General features: G+C 38.5%; 21 protein-coding genes and 1 riboswitch. Of the genes, 4 read left to right on the plus strand and 17 right to left on the minus strand.

Annotated elements, in window-relative coordinates:
* Positions 1–532: 532 nt before the first annotated feature.
* From ACM26V_RS12875 to ACM26V_RS12930, 12 genes are all read right to left on the minus strand, one after another.
* On the minus strand, positions 533–661 hold the full coding sequence (locus ACM26V_RS12875) for a hypothetical protein (RefSeq protein ID WP_416147111.1): 129 nt from the start codon (positions 659–661) through the stop codon (positions 533–535).
* A 326-nt stretch (positions 662–987) separates the two neighbouring features.
* Positions 988–1,365: a carboxymuconolactone decarboxylase family protein gene (locus ACM26V_RS12880; RefSeq protein WP_416147112.1), complete on the minus strand. Its 378-nt coding sequence runs from the start codon at positions 1,363–1,365 to the stop codon at positions 988–990.
* A 391-nt stretch (positions 1,366–1,756) separates the two neighbouring features.
* Complete coding sequence (locus tag ACM26V_RS12885) at positions 1,757–2,686, minus strand: MetQ/NlpA family ABC transporter substrate-binding protein (protein ID WP_416147113.1); 930 nt, start codon at positions 2,684–2,686, stop codon at positions 1,757–1,759.
* Positions 2,687–2,719: 33 nt separating this feature from the next.
* Entirely contained in the window at positions 2,720–3,349 is a 630-nt protein-coding gene (locus ACM26V_RS12890) for a methionine ABC transporter permease (RefSeq protein WP_416151877.1), read from the minus strand.
* 52 nt (positions 3,350–3,401) lie between these two features.
* On the minus strand, positions 3,402–4,427 hold the full coding sequence (locus ACM26V_RS12895) for a methionine ABC transporter ATP-binding protein (RefSeq protein ID WP_416147114.1): 1,026 nt from the start codon (positions 4,425–4,427) through the stop codon (positions 3,402–3,404).
* Positions 4,428–4,674: 247 nt separating this feature from the next.
* A riboswitch (SAM riboswitch) is annotated at positions 4,675–4,788 on the minus strand.
* Between the two features lie 81 nt (positions 4,789–4,869).
* Positions 4,870–5,205, minus strand: coding sequence for an SCP2 sterol-binding domain-containing protein (locus ACM26V_RS12900; RefSeq protein WP_416147115.1), 336 nt, complete (start codon positions 5,203–5,205; stop codon positions 4,870–4,872).
* A 97-nt stretch (positions 5,206–5,302) separates the two neighbouring features.
* Positions 5,303–6,583, minus strand: coding sequence for an MFS transporter (locus ACM26V_RS12905; RefSeq protein WP_416147116.1), 1,281 nt, complete (start codon positions 6,581–6,583; stop codon positions 5,303–5,305).
* A gap of 62 nt (positions 6,584–6,645) precedes the next feature.
* Positions 6,646–6,912, minus strand: a complete 267-nt coding sequence (locus ACM26V_RS12910) for a hypothetical protein (protein ID WP_416147117.1) — start codon at positions 6,910–6,912, stop codon at positions 6,646–6,648.
* Positions 6,913–6,995: 83 nt separating this feature from the next.
* The gene (locus ACM26V_RS12915) at positions 6,996–7,283 is read right to left on the minus strand and encodes a hypothetical protein (protein ID WP_416147118.1); all 288 of its coding nucleotides are present in this window, start codon (positions 7,281–7,283) and stop codon (positions 6,996–6,998) included.
* Positions 7,284–7,428: 145 nt separating this feature from the next.
* Positions 7,429–7,749: a DUF2553 family protein gene (locus tag ACM26V_RS12920; protein WP_416147119.1), complete on the minus strand. Its 321-nt coding sequence runs from the start codon at positions 7,747–7,749 to the stop codon at positions 7,429–7,431.
* A gap of 149 nt (positions 7,750–7,898) precedes the next feature.
* On the minus strand, positions 7,899–8,282 hold the full coding sequence (gcvH, locus tag ACM26V_RS12925; protein WP_416147120.1) for a glycine cleavage system protein GcvH: 384 nt from the start codon (positions 8,280–8,282) through the stop codon (positions 7,899–7,901).
* 171 nt (positions 8,283–8,453) lie between these two features.
* The gene (locus ACM26V_RS12930; RefSeq protein WP_416147121.1) at positions 8,454–8,816 is read right to left on the minus strand and encodes an arsenate reductase family protein; all 363 of its coding nucleotides are present in this window, start codon (positions 8,814–8,816) and stop codon (positions 8,454–8,456) included.
* 255 nt (positions 8,817–9,071) lie between these two features.
* Between ACM26V_RS12930 and ACM26V_RS12935 the strand changes: the two genes are divergently transcribed.
* Positions 9,072–10,256, plus strand: coding sequence for an FAD/NAD(P)-binding protein (locus ACM26V_RS12935; protein WP_416147122.1), 1,185 nt, complete (start codon positions 9,072–9,074; stop codon positions 10,254–10,256).
* Between the two features lie 146 nt (positions 10,257–10,402).
* Here ACM26V_RS12935 and ACM26V_RS12940 read toward each other — a convergent pair whose 3' ends face one another.
* From ACM26V_RS12940 to ACM26V_RS12950, 3 genes are read right to left on the minus strand one after another with little or no spacing between them, the layout of a single operon-like run.
* A complete protein-coding gene (locus tag ACM26V_RS12940) occupies positions 10,403–12,184 on the minus strand; it encodes an acyl-CoA dehydrogenase family protein (RefSeq protein ID WP_416147123.1) in 1,782 nt (593 codons plus the stop codon).
* Between the two features lie 40 nt (positions 12,185–12,224).
* Complete coding sequence (locus ACM26V_RS12945; protein WP_416147124.1) at positions 12,225–13,406, minus strand: acetyl-CoA C-acetyltransferase; 1,182 nt, start codon at positions 13,404–13,406, stop codon at positions 12,225–12,227.
* A 23-nt stretch (positions 13,407–13,429) separates the two neighbouring features.
* Entirely contained in the window at positions 13,430–15,817 is a 2,388-nt protein-coding gene (locus ACM26V_RS12950; RefSeq protein WP_416147125.1) for a 3-hydroxyacyl-CoA dehydrogenase NAD-binding domain-containing protein, read from the minus strand.
* A 315-nt stretch (positions 15,818–16,132) separates the two neighbouring features.
* Between ACM26V_RS12950 and ACM26V_RS12955 the strand changes: the two genes are divergently transcribed.
* The 3 genes from ACM26V_RS12955 (at position 16,133) to ACM26V_RS12965 (ending at position 17,712) form a co-directional block, all read left to right on the plus strand.
* Positions 16,133–16,390, plus strand: coding sequence for a hypothetical protein (locus ACM26V_RS12955; protein ID WP_416147126.1), 258 nt, complete (start codon positions 16,133–16,135; stop codon positions 16,388–16,390).
* Positions 16,391–16,458: 68 nt separating this feature from the next.
* Positions 16,459–16,797 carry a spore coat protein gene (locus ACM26V_RS12960; protein ID WP_416147127.1) on the plus strand — a complete coding sequence of 113 codons (339 nt, stop codon included), beginning with the start codon at positions 16,459–16,461 and terminating at the stop codon, positions 16,795–16,797.
* Positions 16,798–17,358: 561 nt separating this feature from the next.
* On the plus strand, positions 17,359–17,712 hold the full coding sequence (locus tag ACM26V_RS12965; RefSeq protein ID WP_416151878.1) for a methyltransferase family protein: 354 nt from the start codon (positions 17,359–17,361) through the stop codon (positions 17,710–17,712).
* Positions 17,713–17,783: 71 nt separating this feature from the next.
* Here the strand turns inward: ACM26V_RS12965 and secY are convergent, their stop codons facing one another.
* Together secY and ACM26V_RS12975 are read right to left on the minus strand one after the other, a co-directional pair.
* Positions 17,784–19,085 carry a preprotein translocase subunit SecY gene (gene secY / locus ACM26V_RS12970; protein ID WP_416147128.1) on the minus strand — a complete coding sequence of 434 codons (1,302 nt, stop codon included), beginning with the start codon at positions 19,083–19,085 and terminating at the stop codon, positions 17,784–17,786.
* 191 nt (positions 19,086–19,276) lie between these two features.
* Positions 19,277–20,572 (minus strand): homoserine dehydrogenase, encoded by a 1,296-nt coding sequence (locus tag ACM26V_RS12975; RefSeq protein WP_416147129.1) that lies wholly within the window; start codon positions 20,570–20,572, stop codon positions 19,277–19,279.
* Between the last annotated feature and the right edge of the window lie 91 nt (positions 20,573–20,663).

Below are 20,663 nucleotides of genomic sequence, written 5' to 3' on the forward strand. Positions count from 1 at the left end.
AATCTTATATCAAATCCAAAAACAGTTCAAGGAATATACATAATTCTTTTTTATCATTCCCCTAATAATCTCCAAACAGCTTGATTCTATGCATCAAATCCAACAAACACATAAGAAAATCATAAAAAAACTAACTGATTACTCTTCTCATATTATAGAAATTCTACTTTATTTCTAGTTTATCAGATGTCTGTCACTTCATTGATCGGCACTTAAGTAACTATAATTTTCTCAATAGGTGTAAATTTCCGGTATCTAATTGAGAATGAATCTTAATTACAATAGGAATATGCCTTCTTGTTTACTTAATCAAAACTATTATATATTGTGATGAGCTAGGACTCAACCTCACTAGAAAAACTAAGACTTATCGCCAAGTCCTTCACGGCGAAAGCCTTAGTTTTTCTTATACTTTAACCCTTTAGCGAAGTTAAACATTTTTAAAGTATAAAAAACGAGCTAGTATGAAATCATACCAACTCGTTTTTTATAAAAATATTGGTAGGGAGTATTCCCATTTTTTTCGATACGATTACTTTTGCAGTTCTTCCACAATGGCTAAACTCTTGCGGTAATCTTTTTCTCTTTCTTCTTCTACTTTAAGGCGATTGTCTAATGTAAGGTTATACTCTACATACCCGATTCCATATGATTGGTACATCGCTTTTTCCATCTCACCTGTGTGTTTCGTATGAATCTGATTGATAATAAATCACATTCCCTTCTCGTTTTTTGGATTGCTCATGACCAAAGCATTAATTAAACTTTTTTTACAATTCAACTTTGTTTGGGCAATCGTTATTAACAAGATTTATTGTAGCATTCTGAATGTTTTGAACCAATCTTCATTTGTTGTGATATTATCTGACACAGTCCCATGTGATTGTGTCAAGAAACCTCACCACTATTTTTAATAGAATCCTTCTGCATTACTAGCAATTACTCTTGTTTTTATAATACGAAGCGAAATCATCACAATTAACCTTATTATGACAGAAAACCTTCCGTAAATTCTGTAATACTATCTTCAATTAATGTGACCGCTTGGCTAAGCGCCGCGCCGCCGCCAAACGCACCTGTAACGGCGACCGCTTCTAAAATTTCTTCTTTGGATGCTCCTTGATCTAAGCACCCTTTCACATGATAAATCATGCAATATTCATCTTGTGCATTCAAACTAATTGCTAATGCAATCAACTGTTTTTCTTTTTTAGAAAGACTCCCTTCTTGGAAACAAGCCTCCGAAAACTCATGATACTTGTGGGCTATGTCAGGCATTTGTTCGGCAAATCTTCCCATACCTTCTTTATAATGAAGCAATGCTCCCTGAATTGATGATGACTCTTCATAATGCTGCTCTTCCATTCTCGTTCCACTCCTTCAATCAATGTAATAATGTTATTTTGGCTAGAAAATCCATATCTATGTAAAGAGGTTTAAAAACATTTAAGATTCTTAAGAATATTTTGCTGGGGAATTGTCGTTTGTGATCCGTACTCTTTAGCATTTTGAATTGTTCGGATCGAATTACGGCTGTTTTGCTTCCTATCTTCTCACTTCCACAATTGTTCGGTTCCAATTACGCCTTTTCACTCCCAAATTCTCTCCCCATATCCTTCTTCAGCTCGTAATTAAGCGGTTTTGCTCCCTACTCTCCATATCCACCACTTGTTCAACTCCAATCAGTATCTAAAAAAGCCAAAAGAAAAAGCAGCACCTCTGTTTAGAGGTACTGCCAAATTCAATCCATTTGCTATTATTCAGTTACTGGAACAACCGCATTGTCATACTCTTCAATAATGAAATCTAGGACTTCTTCTGAACGCAATACATCAAGTAGTGTTAGAATTCTTTCGTCATCTTCGTCACCACTGTTTACAGCAATTACATTCACATAAGGGTTATCCAGATCTGCTGATTCTGTTGCAATTGCATCCTCTAATGGATTTAAACCAGCATCCAACGCATAGTTCGAGTTAATCAATACCGCATCACCTTCACCAACATCATATGCTTGTGTAAGCAGCGCTGCTTCTACATTTCCTTGAAACTGAAGATCACGTGGATTTTCAACAATGTCACTAATTTCAGCTTCAATGCCTACACCTTCAGCTAATGTGATTAAGCCTTCTTCCTCAAGCATCATCAAGATCCGACCGTGATCTGATACGGCACTACTCATGATAATTTCCGCACCATCTGGTAATTCATCTAAAGTTGCATAGTCTTGAGAGTAAACACCAATCGGTTCAATGTGAATCCCACCTGCATTAACAAAATCATAATCATGTTCTGCAATTTGCGACTCTAAGTAAGGGATGTGTTGGAAATAGTTAGCGTCCAACTCACCTTCTGCTAAAGCTTCGTTAGGTAGTACGTAATCGTTGAAAGGTACGACTTCTAATGCAATTCCTTCTTCTTCTAAAAGCGGTGAAGCGAACTCAAGAATTTCCGCATGAGGAACATTTGAAGCTCCTACAACTAAGCTTTCAAGCTCGACACTTTCGTTAGCTTCGTTGTTATTTGATGCTTCTTCGTTCTCATTACCTGCATTATTAGATGCTTCTTCATTGTTATTATTGGCACCTGCTGAATTTTCTTCGTTATTACTTTCCCCTTCGCCACATGCTGCGAGGAGTCCTACTGATAATGCTACGACACTTAAACTTTGTAAGTATTTCTTCATGATGATGTTTCCCCCTTGATTTTTTTTAAGCGGTTATCGCTTATCTAATTTATTTGTCAAATAATCGCCAATATACTGTAAAATAAAAACGATTATGAGTACAACAATTGTTGCTACCAATGTGATATCAGGATTGCCTCTCTGAAATCCATCGCGGAAGGCTAGATCACCTAATCCACCTGCACCAATAACACCAGCCATCGCTGTGTAACTAACTAAAGCAATCGCTGTTACTGTAATTCCTGATACAAGTGCAGGCATTGATTCTGGTAATAAAACTTTGAAAATAATTTGCCCATTATTTGCCCCCATCGACTTGGCCGCCTCAACGACTCCTTTATCAATCTCTCTTAATGCAATTTCTACCATCCTTGCATAAAATGGAGCAGCACCAATGATCAAAGCTGGTAAGGCTGCCGTAGGACCAAGCATCGTTCCTACTAATGATCGTGTAAAAGGTATGAGAAGAACAATTAAAATAATAAATGGTATAGAACGAAAAATATTAACATAGGCAGCAGTAATTCCATGAATCACTTTATTTTGCCACAGTTGCCCTCGGTCGGTTAAAAATAATATTAAACCAAGGAAAATACCGATAACAAACGTAAAAAGTAATGCAATAAGTGACATATAAATCGTTTCTTCTGTTGCTACTTTCATATTGTCCCAATTAACATTTGGTAATAACCAATTATTTGTTAATAATAAAATATTAGCCACCGTGAACCACCTCGACTTCCACTTGTTGCTCACGGATAAACGAAATCACGTCATCTATTAAGTGATTGTCTCCCGTTACACTAATAAACAAGGATCCATATGGACCGGTTCTCGTTTGAGAAATTTTCCCTTGCAGAATACTGATCGAGACGTCAAATTTACGGACAACATCTGTCATGAGTGGCTTGTTTGTTTCCCCACCAACAAATGTAAGTTGTAAAATTTGCCCAATGCCTTCATTTGCTAACAAATGCCGAACCGCTTCTTCTGTTTCTTCCGGTTCGGTTACTTGTTTGACAAATTCCTTCGTCATATTTTCTTTCGGCTGTTTAAAAACATCCAATACAAGCCCGGCCTCAACAATTCGGCCACCATCCATCACCGCAACTTGATGACAAATTTTTCGGATGACGTGCATTTCGTGCGTTATTAATACGATCGTTAAATCTAACTTTTGGTTAATGTCAACAAGTAAATCTAATATCGAATCAGTCGTTTTAGGATCAAGCGCAGATGTCGCTTCATCACAAAGGAGAACTTTCGGATCATTAGCAAGCGCACGTGCTATCCCTACTCTTTGCTTTTGGCCACCACTTAACTGTGAAGGATAAGAACCTCCGCGCCCCTCTAAGCCAACAAGTTTAATTAATTCTTCTACTCGCTTCTTTCTATTCGCTTTTGCAACCCCTTTGACTTCCAACGGAAAAGCAATATTTTCTGCAACCGTTCTTGACCATAGTAAGTTAAAGTGTTGGAAAATCATCCCAATTTCTTGCCGGGCGTAGCGTAACTCTTTTTTAGAGAGGTTATTCATATTTTTCCCCGCTACTGTCACTTCACCAGATGTAGGCGTCTCAAGCATATTTAATAACCGAATCAACGTACTTTTTCCAGCACCACTGTAACCGATGATTCCGTAAATTTCACCTTTTTCAATCGTTAAATTAACGTTATCTACCGCTGTTACATTTCCATCTTTTAACTGAAATGTTTTGGCGAGTTTTGATAATTTAATCACTGCTATCACTCGCTTTCTTGTCGCTCTACAAATAGCAATAAACTACAATGCTATTAAAAAGCATATTCAATTCACATCTATAAATCAAGTAAACCAACCTGTTTAGTATAGTTAATACACAGAGTAAGAGACTTAACAATAGTTAAATCAATAAGTAATCACTTTATGCTTCGATCTAAGCACAGAAAAAAAACCTATCTACTCCCGAAAGAAAAGCAGAAAGGTTCATTCATCGCTGAAATCTTTCTTCTCATCTTTCAAAACAGTTTCCTGTTTTGTTGGATTTAGCACCTTCCATTTTTAAGAAATTGATGGTTGCCGGGTTTCATAGGGCCAATCCCTCCACCTCTCTTGATAAGAGAATTCATATAATAGAATTTTTAAAGTCTGATATGGATGTTATCACTGTCCACTCATCTTGTCAACACAAGAATGAATTCAGTTATCTTCGATTTGAATTTGATAAATAAAAGAGTGATTCGATCCAGAGCAAATATTTCAATGAGCCTGTTACATTAAGGTCGCCACGTCGTTTCATTGCCAATAAAAAATCTTCTCCGCGCAGTAATTGTGTTAATGCTTCGTCATCTCCTTCAATCACTACATCACACGCTTCTTCATTTGCCGATATGAAGTGCGGTACTTGCCCATCAAATACAATATACCAGGATTCACTTCCAGAAGTAATGCATAGTTGAATATGGTGTTTTAATAATAAAGTTTCCATATGTTCTGATCGCTTCATTTCTTTCATCACAGAATCAAGTAATGTTCGCATACATTTCGCCCCTAGTTGGTTCGTCATTTAAAAAACTAACGTTCGTAAACGTGAATCTCTATTCTAAATTAGTTCTCCACAACTAGGTCTTTTTCCTTTATATTATTCGAGATTCTTGCTTATTTTTTTGTTTATGAGCGATTGGCTTGCTAAAAACTAGGTAGAAATATACTGTTGCAATCACATATAAACTAGCTGTAATTGAAAACACAATTGCATAACCAGAATACGAGCCATGTACCATCACGATCGTCGTAGAAATTGGCCCCATAACTGCCCAACCGAGCTGAAAAACCGCTTGCCCAACCGAGTTTGCTAAGCCTTTCATCGAATCGTCAACACTCTTCATCATTAATGACATTTGGATTGGGTTTCCGGCATTCATAAGGGCTTGTCTAAATAAAAACCCAATAACAGCAATCCAAAGTGTTTCTGTAAATGCAGTAATTAATAAAAATGGAATCGATAATAACTGAAGTATCACTACAGCTCTTACCTCGCCGACTTTTCGGACAACAGCGGGCCCGATCATTAATGCAACAGCGGTCATCGCCTGTCCAGAAGATAAAATAAGTCCTACAAGTGTATGTGACACCTCAAATCTATCGACAAAATATAAATTTAAATAAGGGATGACTAGTCCAGAACCAAATCCAATAATAATTTGGGCAACAGCAAATAAGAGGATAATTTTCAATCCTGTTCGATGTATCTTGAACAGTTTTTTGAAAGAACGTTCTTGTACTGTTTTACTAGTTAGTTTTTTTTCTTCGCGAATTTTTATCATTGGAATCAAAGATGCGAAGAAGAAAGCAACACCAATAATTAAAGTGATTCTTATGCTCGAAAGACTTGACAGCCCTATAATAACGTTAAAAAAATCACTCAGTGTTCCACCAAGTGTATTCCCAACCACGTTTGCAAGCATAATAATTGCAAAATTAAAACTAAACAAATGAACGCGTTGTTTTTCCGTAGAGTTTTCAGCTAGCAAAGGAATCGAACAAACTTGGATAAGTGCCATAAACATTCCTGTCATAAAAGCACCCGAAAGAAGCAAAATATCTATCGACAATGTTGCCCTAAGTAACAAGCTGATTGCAGTAAAAACTGCCCCAACGACGATTAATTTTTTGCGACCGATGCGATCACTTAAAATCCCTGCCGGCAAAAGTAATAAAGCTGTTGCTGCTGATTGCATCGCAATCACAGACCCATTCATCTGATCATCATAACCAAGTTCACGTATATAATAGTTATAAATAATCATAAAAATCCCCATGCCAATGTGAACGAGCATGGAACTTATTAAAAATAACCGAACATTTCTATTATAATAGCGGAATTGTTCTTTCCAATCGCCTAGTATACTTGCCATTTTCTCTCCCCATTCTTCTTTCTCATTCAAGACAATATTTCACAGCAAATCGGCTCTGAAAATTAAATAGTATTTCGCCTCTCTAAATAATAAGTCATTGAATACCATTTGAAAAGAGTTGATTTTATCTGATTGAGAATTTCAGCAGCTAAGTTTCGGGGAGGTGCATTAGAGAAAGCCGCTTTTCTTGTTGTGACCCTTTCTTTCCAATTCTTCTCGGCATGGGGCACAACTCGCTCTCTCTTGTGACACTTCCCTTCAAATTCTGCTCGCCATGGGGCACAAGCCGCACCTTCTTGTGACCCTTCTCTTCCAATTCCACTCGCCATGGGGCACAACTCGCTCTCTCTTGTGACACTTCCCTTCAAATTCTTCTCGGCATGGGGCACAACTCGCTCTCTCTTGTGACACTTCACTTCCAATTCTGCTCGCCATGGGGCACAACTCGCTCTCTCTTGTGACACTTCACTTCAAATTCTGCTCGCCATGGGGCACAAGCCGCACCTTCTTGTGACCCTTCTCTTCCAATTCCACTCGCCATGGGGCACAACTCGCTCTCTCTTGTGACACTTCCCTTCAAATTCTTCTCGGCATGGGGCACAACTCGCTCTCTCTTGTGACACTTCCCTTCCAATTCTGCTCGCCATGGGGCACAAGCCGCACCTTCTTGTGACCCTTCTCTTCCAATTCCACTCGCCATGGGGCACAACTCGCTCTCTCTTGTGACACTTCCCTTCAAATTCCACTCGCCATGGGGCACAACTCGCTTCTTCTTGTGACACTTTGGCGAGCCATGCAAAAAAAGGCTACTCAATTTATGAGCAACCTTTTTTATCCATAGTGGATTAGCTCCAACCCATATCAGTCTCTTCTACATAGGATTTTGGATATTTCCTTGGTTCATATTGATCATCTTTATAAAATGTTTCATTTTCAAATTCAAATCCTTCAGACATTTCATATAAATATCCAGGTCCTTTTTTAACAATATGCCCTATTTTTTCGGACTGAAAATAAATGGCCGTTTCATCATCCGTTTCTTGCTTTTTTTCAATTTGATTAGATATGTCGACACGAGACTTGGCTTCACCGTTCATACTTTTATTTAGAGACTTTGGGTCTAATTCTTCTTCTCCCATTTCATTAAAATAATCTACTCTTTCCATAGTTATTATAGCCTCCTTTTATTACTTAGTATCATCAATGGGAAAGAATTTATTCGATATCACGACAACAACTAGCCACTCCAAGGTTAGATATTTCGCACTCAAAAAACCCTGAATGCCATTAGCATCCAGGGTTAAATGTTGAAATATCAGTCTTCTTTCGTCATTTTTTCATAAGCTTCTGCATCCATTAACTTATCGATTTCTGACTGATCAGATGGCTCAATAACAACCATCCATGCTTTCTCAAATGGTGACTCATTTACAAATTCCGGTGAATCATCTAACTCCTCATTCACCTCGACAACTTTACCAGAAATTGGTGCATAAAGTTCAGAGACTGTCTTAACCGACTCTACACTTCCGAAAGGCTCGTCTGCTTCAAGTTCATCCCCAACTTCAGGGAGTTCTACAAACACGATATCTCCTAATTCGGATTGCGCAAAGTCTGTAATTCCAATCCGTACCTTTTCTCCCTCAATTTTGACCCACTCATGTTCTTCTGAATACTTAAAATCTTTTGGTAAATTCATGTTTAGTCCCTCCGTAATGTTTCTCTAAATTTTCAAACGTCCAAGCAATGGATCTTAACGTCTAACAAAAGTGAACTGCCGTTTCAAGCTTCTTATGTACATTGCAGCTCGACACTCTCTTTTACTATAATACATATGAAGAAAGTAGAGCAACAAAGTTGCAAAATTTTACTACTTGTTATTCCAAACCTCATCAAAAACTTCTTCTTTGAAGCCTACCGTGACACTTTCACCATCTGTTGTCAGTGGCCGCTTTATCAGCATCCCATCTGAAGCAAGGATTTCTAACAATTCGTCCTCAGAAGCTGTATTTACTTTGTCTTTCAATCCCAATTCACGATACTTTTTTCCACTCGTATTAAAGAATTTTTTTAACTCCAACCCACTTGCTTGATAAAACGAGTGAAGATCTTTTTTACTAGGCGGAGATTCAACAATATCAATCGCCTCATAAGTCACTTCATGTTCATCAAGCCATTTTTTTGCTTTGCGACAAGTGCCACATTTAGGGTAATGGTAAAAAATTACACTCATTTAAAAACCTCCTTTTGGTGCATGCTAGGTAGAACTAGATTGATATGCCTTCTCACTACTACGCTTATTTCATTAAGATTAAATGTAATCCTTGATAGAAAAGACAATTATCTCTATCGTATACTACTTTCGATGTTATTATCACATTTCCTGCTCAGTTAATAATTTTCCCTTGTTAATACTTCTTTAAACCAATATAATATAAAACGTAATAGTTACGTTTTAAGAAAACCACTACAAAAAAGGAGGGGTTTTATGCGAAAATGGGTCATTATCGGTGGAGGAATTCAAGGGACAACCATAGCTGTCCACTTGTTGGAAAAAGAGGTCGCTACAACTAAAGACATTCTAATTATAGATCCTCATGATCATCCATTGGAAAAGTGGAAGCAAATGACTAGTCGTATTAGCATGCCTTTTTTACGTTCTCCTTTCGTTCATCACATATCTTCTTCTCCGTTCTCACTCGATCAATTTGGGAAAAAGTATCAAAATCAACAAAAAGTATTTCTCGGACGCTATCATCGTCCTAAGTTAACTTTTTTCAATGAACATTGTAATGAATTAATCAATCATCATCAACTTGAAAAATCATGGTTAAAAGGATCTGTAAATGGATTAACAAAGTCGCCAGAAGGTTGGCATGTCAAGATTGACTCTGGAGAAACAATCCATGCAAAACATGTCATTCTTGCATTAGGATTAAGTCAACAACCGTTTATTCCGAACAATTTAATAAAGGCTAGAGAACAAGGTGCAGCCGTTCATCATATTTTTGAAGAAGGATTGGATTTGCAAAAACTTCAGCACCCAATTGCAATCGTTGGTGGAGGAATCACAGCAGTTCACACTGCAATATCTTTGGTTGACAAATATCCTCGAAACGTAACACTCATTAAACGTCACCCGTTTAGAGTTCATTCTTTTGACAGTGACCCTGGTTGGCTCGGCCCAAAAAACATGCATCGCTTTTCGAAATTGACAGATTATAAACAACGAAGAAAATCTATTTTTCAAGCGAGACATCGCGGTTCGATCACACGTGAATTGTATCTGAAAATCAAAAAACTCGAAAGGAATAGCGAATTAACAATCCAAACGATGAATATAACAGACATTTCTTGTGAAGAAAATAAAATACTTTCAATTACTGATGATGAAAAAGGTGTTGACGAGAAAGCAAGTACTATCATTTGTTGCACCGGATTTGAACCTTCTTTACCTGGAGGAACTTGGTTAAAGGATTTAATCAGCCGATATTCTCTTCCTTGCGCACAATGTGGCTATCCGATAGTCAGTCGCTCACTTATGTGGGCGGACGGATTATTTGTAACAGGAGCGCTAGCGGAGTTGGAGATCGGACCAATTGCTAGAAATATATCTGGGGCGCAAAAGGCCGCATCAATAATCAGCGAGAACTTCCTGAAATCTACCTCATGAAATAGCAAAGGAGCCCTATGATTCCATAGGACTCCTGCGCTTAAGAGAAGAGAATGCCTTCTTTTAGAAAGAAGGTGTATTATTATCATTGGGGCAGGGGAGTGCCCCAAAATGTCTAACGTAATTTATTGAAATACTGACCGATGTTACAAAACGTATTTTTCTTGCTCGACGATCCGCACTGCAAGTTCACGCTTTTTTGCAATCAAATTAACTGGTGTGTGACGAGTCAACTTCTTTAAAATCGACAGCATCGTACGTAAGCTATCTCCTTCTTCAAGTGCTACGAGTGATTCTTTAGCAATTGCTTCAATATGATTGAACGCTTCTTGTGAATAAATTTCTGTCATCAGCATTTTTTGATTCGATTTGTCTAATCCGTCTTTATTAATTGCCTTTTCTGTACGTAACACGCACGACTCAATATTAAATATCTCATTAACAAGGTCTGCAATATTAGCTAACATTTCTTGCTCTTTTTGCAACTTTTCACCGTATTTTTGTACTGCTGTTCCCGCAATCATTAAGAATATTTTCTTTGCGTTTGTTAACAAATATTTCTCTTGCTCTAAAGGCTCATCGCCGACTTCTTCTGGCATCATCATCATCAATTCTTCTTGAAGTCCACTTGCCTGTTCGAGAAGAGCCAATTCACCTTTCATCGCTTTTCTCATGATTGTAGCGGGTACAAGCATCCGATTGATTTCATTTGTCCCTTCAAAAATCCGGTTGATCCGTGAGTTTCGATACATAGATTCGACTTCATACTCTGCCATAAAACCATACCCACCATGGATTTGTACTGCTTCGTCTACAATGAAATCGAGCACTTCTGAACCAAAGAACTTGTTTAGTGAGCACTCAATCGCATACTCTCCAATTGCTTTCCCTACTTTAGCTCCATCTTTTTGTTCTTCTTCTGAGAGACTATCAAAAGCTTTATCAATTAAACCACCTGAACGATAAATGGTACTTTCCATTGCGTAAGTTTTCGCTGCCATTTCGGCTAGTTTTTTCTGAATCAAGGTAAACTTTGAAATTGGTATCTTAAACTGCTTACGCTCATTTGCGTATTTCGCTGAAATTTCAATCGCGCGTTTAGCTCCACCAATACAGCCAACGCCAAGCTTGTAACGTCCGATGTTCAGAATGTTAAAAGCAATCACATGACCTTTGCCAATTTCGCCAAGTACATTTTCTTTCGGAACAAGAGCGTCTTCAAGAATTAACGTACGTGTCGATGAACCTTTTATGCCCATTTTCTTTTCTTCTGGCCCTGTTGAAACTCCTTGATAGTCTTTTTCTACGATGAAAGCAGAGAATTTCTCACCATCAACTTTCGCATAAACAACAAACACATCAGCAAATCCAGCATTAGTAATCCATTGTTTTTCACCATTTAATACATAATGAGTTCCTGCTTCGTTTAACTTAGCTGTTGCTTTTGCACTTAATGCATCAGATCCTGAACTAGGTTCTGTCAATGCATAAGCAGCTAATCTTTCACCACTAGCAAGATCCGGAAGATATTGTTTCTTTTGCTCTTCTGTTCCAAAAAAGACGATCGGTAACGTACCGATACCTACGTGAGCACCGTGTGACAAAGAGAATGATCCAGCTAGCGCAAACTTCTCTGTAATTAAAGATGAGCTAATTTTATCTAATCCAATTCCGCCATACTCTTCAGGCACATCTGCGCCTAATAAACCTAATTCTCCAGCTTCTTTTAAAAGTCTGACAGAACGGTCAAATTCATGATTCTCAATAAATTCTATTTCTGGCACGACTTTTTCTTTCACAAAATCCTCTGTCGTTTTAGCAATCATAATATGTTCATCAGTCAAATCCTCTGGGGTAAAAATTTGATCTGGAGAAATATCATCTAATAAAAAGCTACCGCCTTTGATGATTTTATCTGCTGTCGTCATTATCGTTCCTCCTCATATTATCTTGATTTTTGCATTTATATTAAAGTAGTTCGAATACTCCTGCCGCACCCATGCCGCCACCAATACACATCGTGACAACACCGAATTGTTCATTGCGTCGCTTCATTTCATGAATAAGCCCTAATGTTAATTTTGTTCCTGTGCATCCAAGTGGATGTCCAAGTGCAATCGCACCGCCATTGACATTTACTTTATCGTGGTCTAAACCTAACTGCCGCACTACTTGCAAGGACTGCGAAGCAAAAGCTTCATTGAGCTCATAGAGACCTATGTCTGACATCTCTAAACCTGCTAATTTCACCGCTTTTGGAATCGCTTCTACGGGACCAATCCCCATAATTTCAGGAGCAACCCCTGCAACGGCAAAGGAGCGAAACTTCACTAATGGCGTTAATCCATCTTTTTCAGCTTCTTCTCGGTCCATAACGAGAACTGACGCTGCACCATCACTCATTTGCGATGCATTCCCAGCAGTGACCGTTCCACCTTGGACGTTAAAAGCAGGCTTTAGTTTTGCTAATGTTTCTGCCGTTGTTCCTTCACGGACCCCTTCGTCTGTATCAACACTTACTTCTTTTTCGACGAGCTTATGATTCTCATCAACGGAACGGAATGTAACTGGAACAGGAACAATTTCATCTTTGAACATTCCTTCTTTAATCGCTCTCGCTGCCCGTTTATGACTTTCAACGGCAAACGCATCTTGATCTGCTCGACTAACGTCAAATCGTTTTGCTACTTCTTCTGCCGTGTGACCCATGCCCATGTAATATTCCGGTGCATTTTCTACTAAACTTGGGTTTGGTGCAATCACGTGTCCGCCCATCGGTATAAGACTCATAGATTCAGCACCACCAGCAATGATCGCTTTCGAATGTCCGAGCATAATTCTTTCCGCACCATAAGCAATACTTTGCAGACCTGAAGAACAGTAGCGATTAATCGTAATCGCTGGAACATGATCTGGCAATCCTGCAATAGCAGACATGTTTCGCGCCATATTCATTCCTTGCTCTGCTTCTGGCATCGCACAACCAATGATGACATCTTCAATGCGATTAGCATCAAAGTTTTTTGCCCTTCTTAACGTTTCTTTAATTGTAATAGCTCCTAAATCATCCGGTCTTACACTCGCAAAACTTCCTTTTTTAGCTTTTCCTACAGGTGTTCTAGCACCTGCTACAATTACGGCTTCTCTCAAGAAATTCCCCTCCTTTAGTCGAACTAGTTACGTAGTGGCTTTCCTTTTGAAAGCATATGTTGCATACGCTGTTGCGTTTTCGGCTCTCCTATTAAACTTAAAAATGCTTCTCTCTCAATATCTAGTAAATACTGTTCATCCACTTTCGACCCTTTTGCTACTCTACCGCCAGCAAGGGTAAAGGCGAGTTTATCAGCTATTTTCAAATCGTGATCGGAAATGTACCCACTGAATTTCATTGTCTTTGCTCCGAGAAGCATCGTCGCATATCCAGTTTCTCCAACAACTTGAATCTTTTTTCTTTTCGGTGGTTGATAACCGTCATTGGCTAAATGAAGTGCTTTTTGTTTTGCGTCATGTAATAAGTGATCGCCATTAACACTGATACTATCCTGTGGCCGAATGAAACCAAGCTCTTCTGCCTCCTGTGCACTCGTGCCAACTTTCGCCATCGCAATCGTTTCAAACACGCGGTTCGCAATAGCTTGGTGATCTACTGGCACACCTTCAGGAAGACGTTCAATTTGTCTGAGGTAAAGCTCTTTGTTACCGCCTCCGCCTGGAATCAATCCGACGCCTGCTTCAACCAACCCCATATACGTTTCGCTCGAAGCCTGAATGCTAGCAGATGGCAAACATATTTCTGTTCCCCCACCTAATGTCATTCCAAATGGAGCTGCGACAACAGGCCTACCGGAGTAGCGGATTTTAGCCATTGATTTCTGGAATTGGCGAATAACGAGATCAAGTTCAGGGAAGTTCATATCTTGCGCTTCCATTAACATCATCATCAAATTCGCACCAACACAGAAATTCTTCCCTTGGTTGTTAATCACAAGTCCTTTATAATTTTTTTCCACTTCGTCAACCGATTTATTAATCATTTGCAACACGTCAAGACCAATAGAGTTATTTGGAGACGTGAATTCAAGACAGGCAATACCATCACCGAGATCAATTAGCGATGCCCCTGCATTTTTGATAATCACCTTGTCATTGTCTTTTAGTGACTTCAAATGAATCACTTTTGGGTTCACCTTTGCTTTTGCGTATTCCCCATCGTGATAGTACGAGTCGACGCCTTCATAAAAACTCGTGATCCCTTTTTCCAACATGTTTTCCACCCATGCAGGGATCGTTTCCCCTTCTTCTTTCATGCGGGCAACAGATTTTTCAACACCAATAGCATCCCAGGTCTCAAATGGCCCTAATTCCCAGCCGAATCCCCATTTCATTGCTTGATCAACATCATTTATCGAGTGAGCCACCTCAGAACATTTCTCCGCGGCATATAGCAATGTTGGTTTTAGCACATTCCACACTAATTCCCCAGCGCGATCGTTCGCGTAAATAAGCGCTTTCATCTTTGCTGCCTTACCTTTTGCCTGCTTACTTTGCTGTACTGATGGCGCTTTTAATTTCTTTTGTTCACCATATTCCATTGTCTTGTAATCAAGCTCAAGGATTTCACTACCATTTTCACCTTTTATTTTTTGATAAAATCCTTTCCCTGTTTTACTTCCAAGCATCTTTTTCTCTGCCATTTCTATCATGAATGCCGGTGGATTAAACACTTCTTTTTCGTCTCCATCAACGAGGTCATAAACGTTTTTCGCTACGTGTAGGAACGTATCCAGACCGACAACGTCAAGGGTTCTGAACGTCGCACTCTTTGGTCTTCCGAGCGCAGGGCCTGTAACTGAATCCACTTCTCCAACGGTAAATCCACGTTCAACCATTTCACGAACAGTAACGAGTAATCCATATGTTCCAATCCTATTAGCAATAAAGTTCGGTGTATCTTTCGCCTCAACAACACCTTTACCTAAAGTATCCTCACCAAACTGACGCATGAAATCGAGAATCTCTTTCGATGTGTCCTTTGTAGGAATCACTTCTAGAAGTTTCAAATATCTTGGTGGATTAAAAAAATGTGTTCCCAAGAAATGACTTCGAAAATCATCTGACCTTCCTTCGGCCATGTCTTCAACAGAAATGCCTGATGTATTTGAACTAACAATCGATCCTGGTTTTCTATATTCATCTACTTGAGCAAAAACCTTCTTTTTAATATCTAGGTTTTCCACAACAACTTCTAATACCCAATCTACTTCTGCAAGGCGTTTCATATCGTCTTCCATATTTCCCGCTTCAATGAAATCCACATTACCTTTTTTTGCAAGAGGAGCTGGCTTTTGTTTCTTCAATTTCTCAATCGAATCTGCCGCTAATCGATTTCTAACCACTTTGTCTTCTAAAGTAAGTCCTTTTCTTTCTTCAGCTTCCGTTAGTTCTCTTGGAACAATATCCAACAAAAGTGTAGGTATACCGATATTCGCTAAATGAGCCGCGATACCTGAACCCATGATTCCAGAGCCTAACACAGCAACTTTACCGATTCTTTTAGTCATGAAGTACCTCCTTCTTTCTACTTGAATGAATACTCATTCATTTTTGGGGCAAAAAATTTTATTTTTTTTCTGAACACAATTTTGTCACCAAATGTCTACATTTATAATGATAGTAAACTTTCCGCTAATACGCAAGTGGAAACGCTTAAATATTTATAGTTTTTTTCAAAAATATGATTATTTCTCTTCACAGAAAGAGAATTGGCTTTCAGATAAGACGTTTTTATACTACATGCTAACGAATAGAAAGTGATTTTTCGTAAAAACTATCTCCGAAACGTTACTATCCCCATCAAACTGAAGGAGGATTGCTTTATGGAGCAACAGTCAATGAACCAGGGGCAGACAATGCCTCAACCGCCTAATGTGGTAACAAATAAAGACCACTTGTATATTAGTGATATGCTATCGTGGAATTTACTTGCTATGAAAAAAGCACATGCATTTGCTGAACAATGTGCGGATCAACAGATTTCGCAAGCATTAGATCAAGCCGGAAAGATGCATTACGAGCATTACCAAAAGTTGTTAAGTCACTTACAAACCCCTGGCCAACAAGGAACATTACAGTAGTAGGTACAATAACGTGGTCATCTTGTCGAACAGAATGTTACCCATTTGATGAAAGGAGTAGTGATTTGATGAACCAGCAACAACAACAAAGTGGAACGAAAATAGAGAATCCAGAAACTCAAATTCCTAAAACCCCGCAAATGAACGACCGTGATTACATCAATGACATGTTGGCAACTGAAAAATATATGACTAGTTCTTATTCAACAGCTTTAAATGAAGCTAGCCATCAAGCTCTTTATGGAGATATTCAAGGGATATTTAACGAGTCTCAGCAATGCCAACGAAACTTATTCAACCTTATGTTTGAAAAAGGCTGGTATAGCTTTGAAGCAGAAGACGCACAAAAAATGAATCAAACTCATCAACAGTTTCAAGGATATTCAAACCAATTTCCGTATAATTAAATTAGAAAAGCAAGGTGATTGGGAACAAGTATTGTTCCTTGCGCCCTTTAGCGAGCTGTTCTCCAATTCATGGGGCACAAGTTGATACTTCTTGTGCTCCATATACAGGTGATTCAAAAATAGAGTCAAGCTTATAAAAATTTGATCTATTGAACCCTAATAATGTAATTAGTTTGTTTTAACAAATGAAGGGAGAATCGAATTCGATTCTCCCTTCAAACTTTTCTGAACAAGGCACAAATACGCTATTATATAACTTTCTTTCCCCTTCTAATCTTTACACGTAATCCCCATATTTCATCCAACTCTCCAGCCAGCTATTTCTTTCAAATAAGACTATTTTCATTAAATTCAGCTCACACTACTCATATGACTAATCAAACCGTTTTTATCAGCATTCTTTTATTAGGTATGACGGCGGAGTATTTCTTTTTCAAGAAAAGAGAGGACAAAAGGAAGGAGGGAACCGGGTACGTCTTTGTGCTAGTCACTTTAATTACGTCTCTTTTCCTATGTTATTTATTAAAAGATCACATGCCGCCTTCAAGCAACTATGCAAAAATGACCGGATTTTACTTTCTTATCCACGGTCTATTGATTCGCTTTTGGACTTATCAGATCGTGATGGTTCCATCAAACCATTTGATCTTGCCATTTTTTGAACGCCCGCTTTATAGCCATGGACCTTTTCGATACCACAGACACCCGTTTCATACAAGTCTATTTCTAATTACACTAGGATGCGGCTTGTTTATTAGCAACCACTGGTTTGCTTTTCCTGTTATCTTTATTTTACTGGGAAGTTCCCTCCACCCAGTAATGAAACAGGAAGAAAGGTATTTAGAAAAAAAATACGGTGAAATTTATACGTATTGGTGTAAACACAGATTTAGACTTCTACCGTTTTTTTATTAGATCAGCAATAATGTGCCATTGCGCAAAAAAAGATTGCCTTCCCAAAACTTTTGAGGAGGCAACCTTTTTAATTACGAACTTCTTTTCATGAATCCTGTGTATTTACGATCAATTAATTGACTTTCGATTCGCTTCATCGTATCTAATGCGACGCCAACGACGATCAATAGTCCTGTTCCACCTACTTGAACAGAAGGCGGTAAGCCAGCAAACTGAGCGAATATTAATGGAAAAATAGCGACAGTAGCCAAGAATAAAGAACCAACAAACGTCAACCGATACAACACTTTAACGATATATTTTTCTGTTGTTTTTCCTGGGCGGATACCCGGTATAAACCCATTCTGCTTTCGAAGATTATCTGCCATCTGTTCTGGGTTCATTTGCACAAATGTATAGAAATATGCAAAGGCGATAATAAGAGCAGCGTAAACCACCATCCCTATAGGATTTGTGTAGTCAAATGTATTTACAATCCAACTTGCAACTGGACTTCCTTCACCAAAGAAATTGGCAACCGTTGGTGGGAAAATAAACAGCGACATCGCGAAAATGACTGGAATAACACCTGCTGTATTTACTTTTATAGGTAAATGAGAAGATTGACCGCCTGTTGGCTTCCCTCCCGCAGACATTTTTTTCGCATATTGGACAGGAATTTTACGAACTGCCTGCTGAACAAATATAACACCAATTACAACCAATAGAATTACCAATAAAATGAGTAAGACTATAACGATATTAATAAATAGCTGCTCTCCAGCATCGACTAAATACATACCATAGAGTTGATTCACTCCATTCGGAATACCTGCTGCAATACCGGCAAAAATCATTATCGATATCCCATTCCCCACTCCGTGCGCAGTAATTTGCTCACCTAACCAAAGTAGAAATGCAGTTCCTGCTGTTAAAACAAGCGCAATCGTTAAATATGTCACTAATGAAGGATCGGGAACCAATCCCGGCATAATATTATTGAAACCGATAGACATTCCTATTGCTTGGATAAATGCAATTCCTATAGTACCATAACGCGTAACTTGCGCAAGCTTTTTCCTACCTGACTCCCCCTCTTTTGCCCATTCTGAAAACTTAGGAACGACATCCATTCGCAACAACTGAACAATAATAGAAGCAGTAATATAAGGCATGATTCCAGTTGCAAAAATCGAGAAGTTCTCTAAAGCGCCTCCTCCAAACGTGTTTAAGAACCCTAATGCAGCGAGACCATCAAAGTTCACCACATCCGCATTTACTCCAGGAGCTGGAATATGAGCGCCGATTCTAAAAACAATAAGCAATGCAAGCGTAAACATGATTTTGTTCCTTAGATCCCCAACACGAAAAATATTCTGTAATGTCTTAAACATAGAACACACCTCTACTCTATAAAAATATGTATAAATCTATTACGATAACTACCATTACAGAATACCACATTTTTCGTGAAATGTTAGAAAAATTTTAAAATATCTCATAAAACAGACTATTTATTGTAAATTTATTGTGACATTTAGTTTTTTAAATGTGTAAAAACCTTTATCCAATCACACTTTCAAGCTTATAAAAAAGTTGGTTCTTTTGCACCGTCCAGTTGAAAAATTTCCTCTTTATCACCAGATATCGGATAAATAACAACATTTTGGTTTTGTGAACCGATTAATTCGATCACTTTTGTCTCCTCACCTTTGACGATCATTGCCTCTCTTCCGTCAAAATTCTTGATATGCGTTAATTTTTCAATCAGATTATTGTTATCTAGCGGCAATGTTAACTGTTCTCCAGACACAAACCAAAACGTAACCTCTTGACTGACACTTTTAATCAATTTATTTAACTGATCAGACGAAGGTTCCGCTGCAAATTTATAAACGTCGAATGGGATTTTTTCGCTAGTGCCAGTCCAATCGTTTACTAAATCTTCTATCATAGCACTCGATGTAGGGTATTTTCCGGCTCCCGCTCCTTGAAAAAGTAATGAGCCGACAATATCGCCTTTGATATGAACGCCATTATTTACACCCTCTACACCATAAAGTGGATTTGTTGCTAAGACAAGCTGTGGTCTGACAGACGCAGTTATACCTCGCGAGTTCTTTTTCAATGAAGCTATATGCTTAATCCGTCCATTAAATTTTTCTGCTAACTTTAAATCTCGCGAATCTATCCCTCTGATACCAACTGGATTTTGCGTTACCCAACTAGGTGCAGTCTGATAAATCCATTGACTTAATATCGTCGTTTTATAATAAGCATCCCAGCCATCAATATCTTTATCAGGCACTTCCTCGGCATATCCATGTTGTTGAGCTTGTGCCAACGCATCATGAAAAGACTCTCCATCTTCGCGCATTTTCGTTAAAATAAAGTTAGACGTCCCGTTAACTATTCCCTCTACTTGCTCAACATCATTCGTTTTCAATGTATGACGAACACTAGTTAGAAGTGGAATTCCACCAGCAACTGCCGCCTCAAAAAACAAGCGACACTGAAAACGGTCCGCTAGTTCCAACAATTCTTCTCCATGCTTTGACATCAACTCTTTATTCGCTGTCACTACAGTGATTCCTTCTTGCAATAACTGTCTGACATATGGATAACCAGTAACGGCATCTGGGGACGCTTCAATGACTGCATCCAAATTAAATTTAGCCAAATCTTCAAATGTTGCTGTAAGAGTTGTATTACTATTCATTTCTCTCGCTTTATTTAAGTCTTTCACTAGTACCACTGGAATTTCAAATGACCCATCAATTAGTTCTTCTATTTTCGCTCGTTTATTTAGTAACGTTTCGTATACTCCACTACCGACCGTTCCAAACCCAATGATACCGACTTTTTTTACCAATTCACTCATGCTTAACACGCCCTTCTTCGACTTTGTAATAAACGTCATTAAAAATAGAAAAGCCTCCCTGTCAAATAAAGACAGAGAGACGAAAATATAC

This window comes from Salipaludibacillus sp. HK11 (assembly GCF_047795645.1).
Classification (GTDB): Bacteria; Bacillota; Bacilli; order Bacillales; family Salisediminibacteriaceae; genus Salipaludibacillus.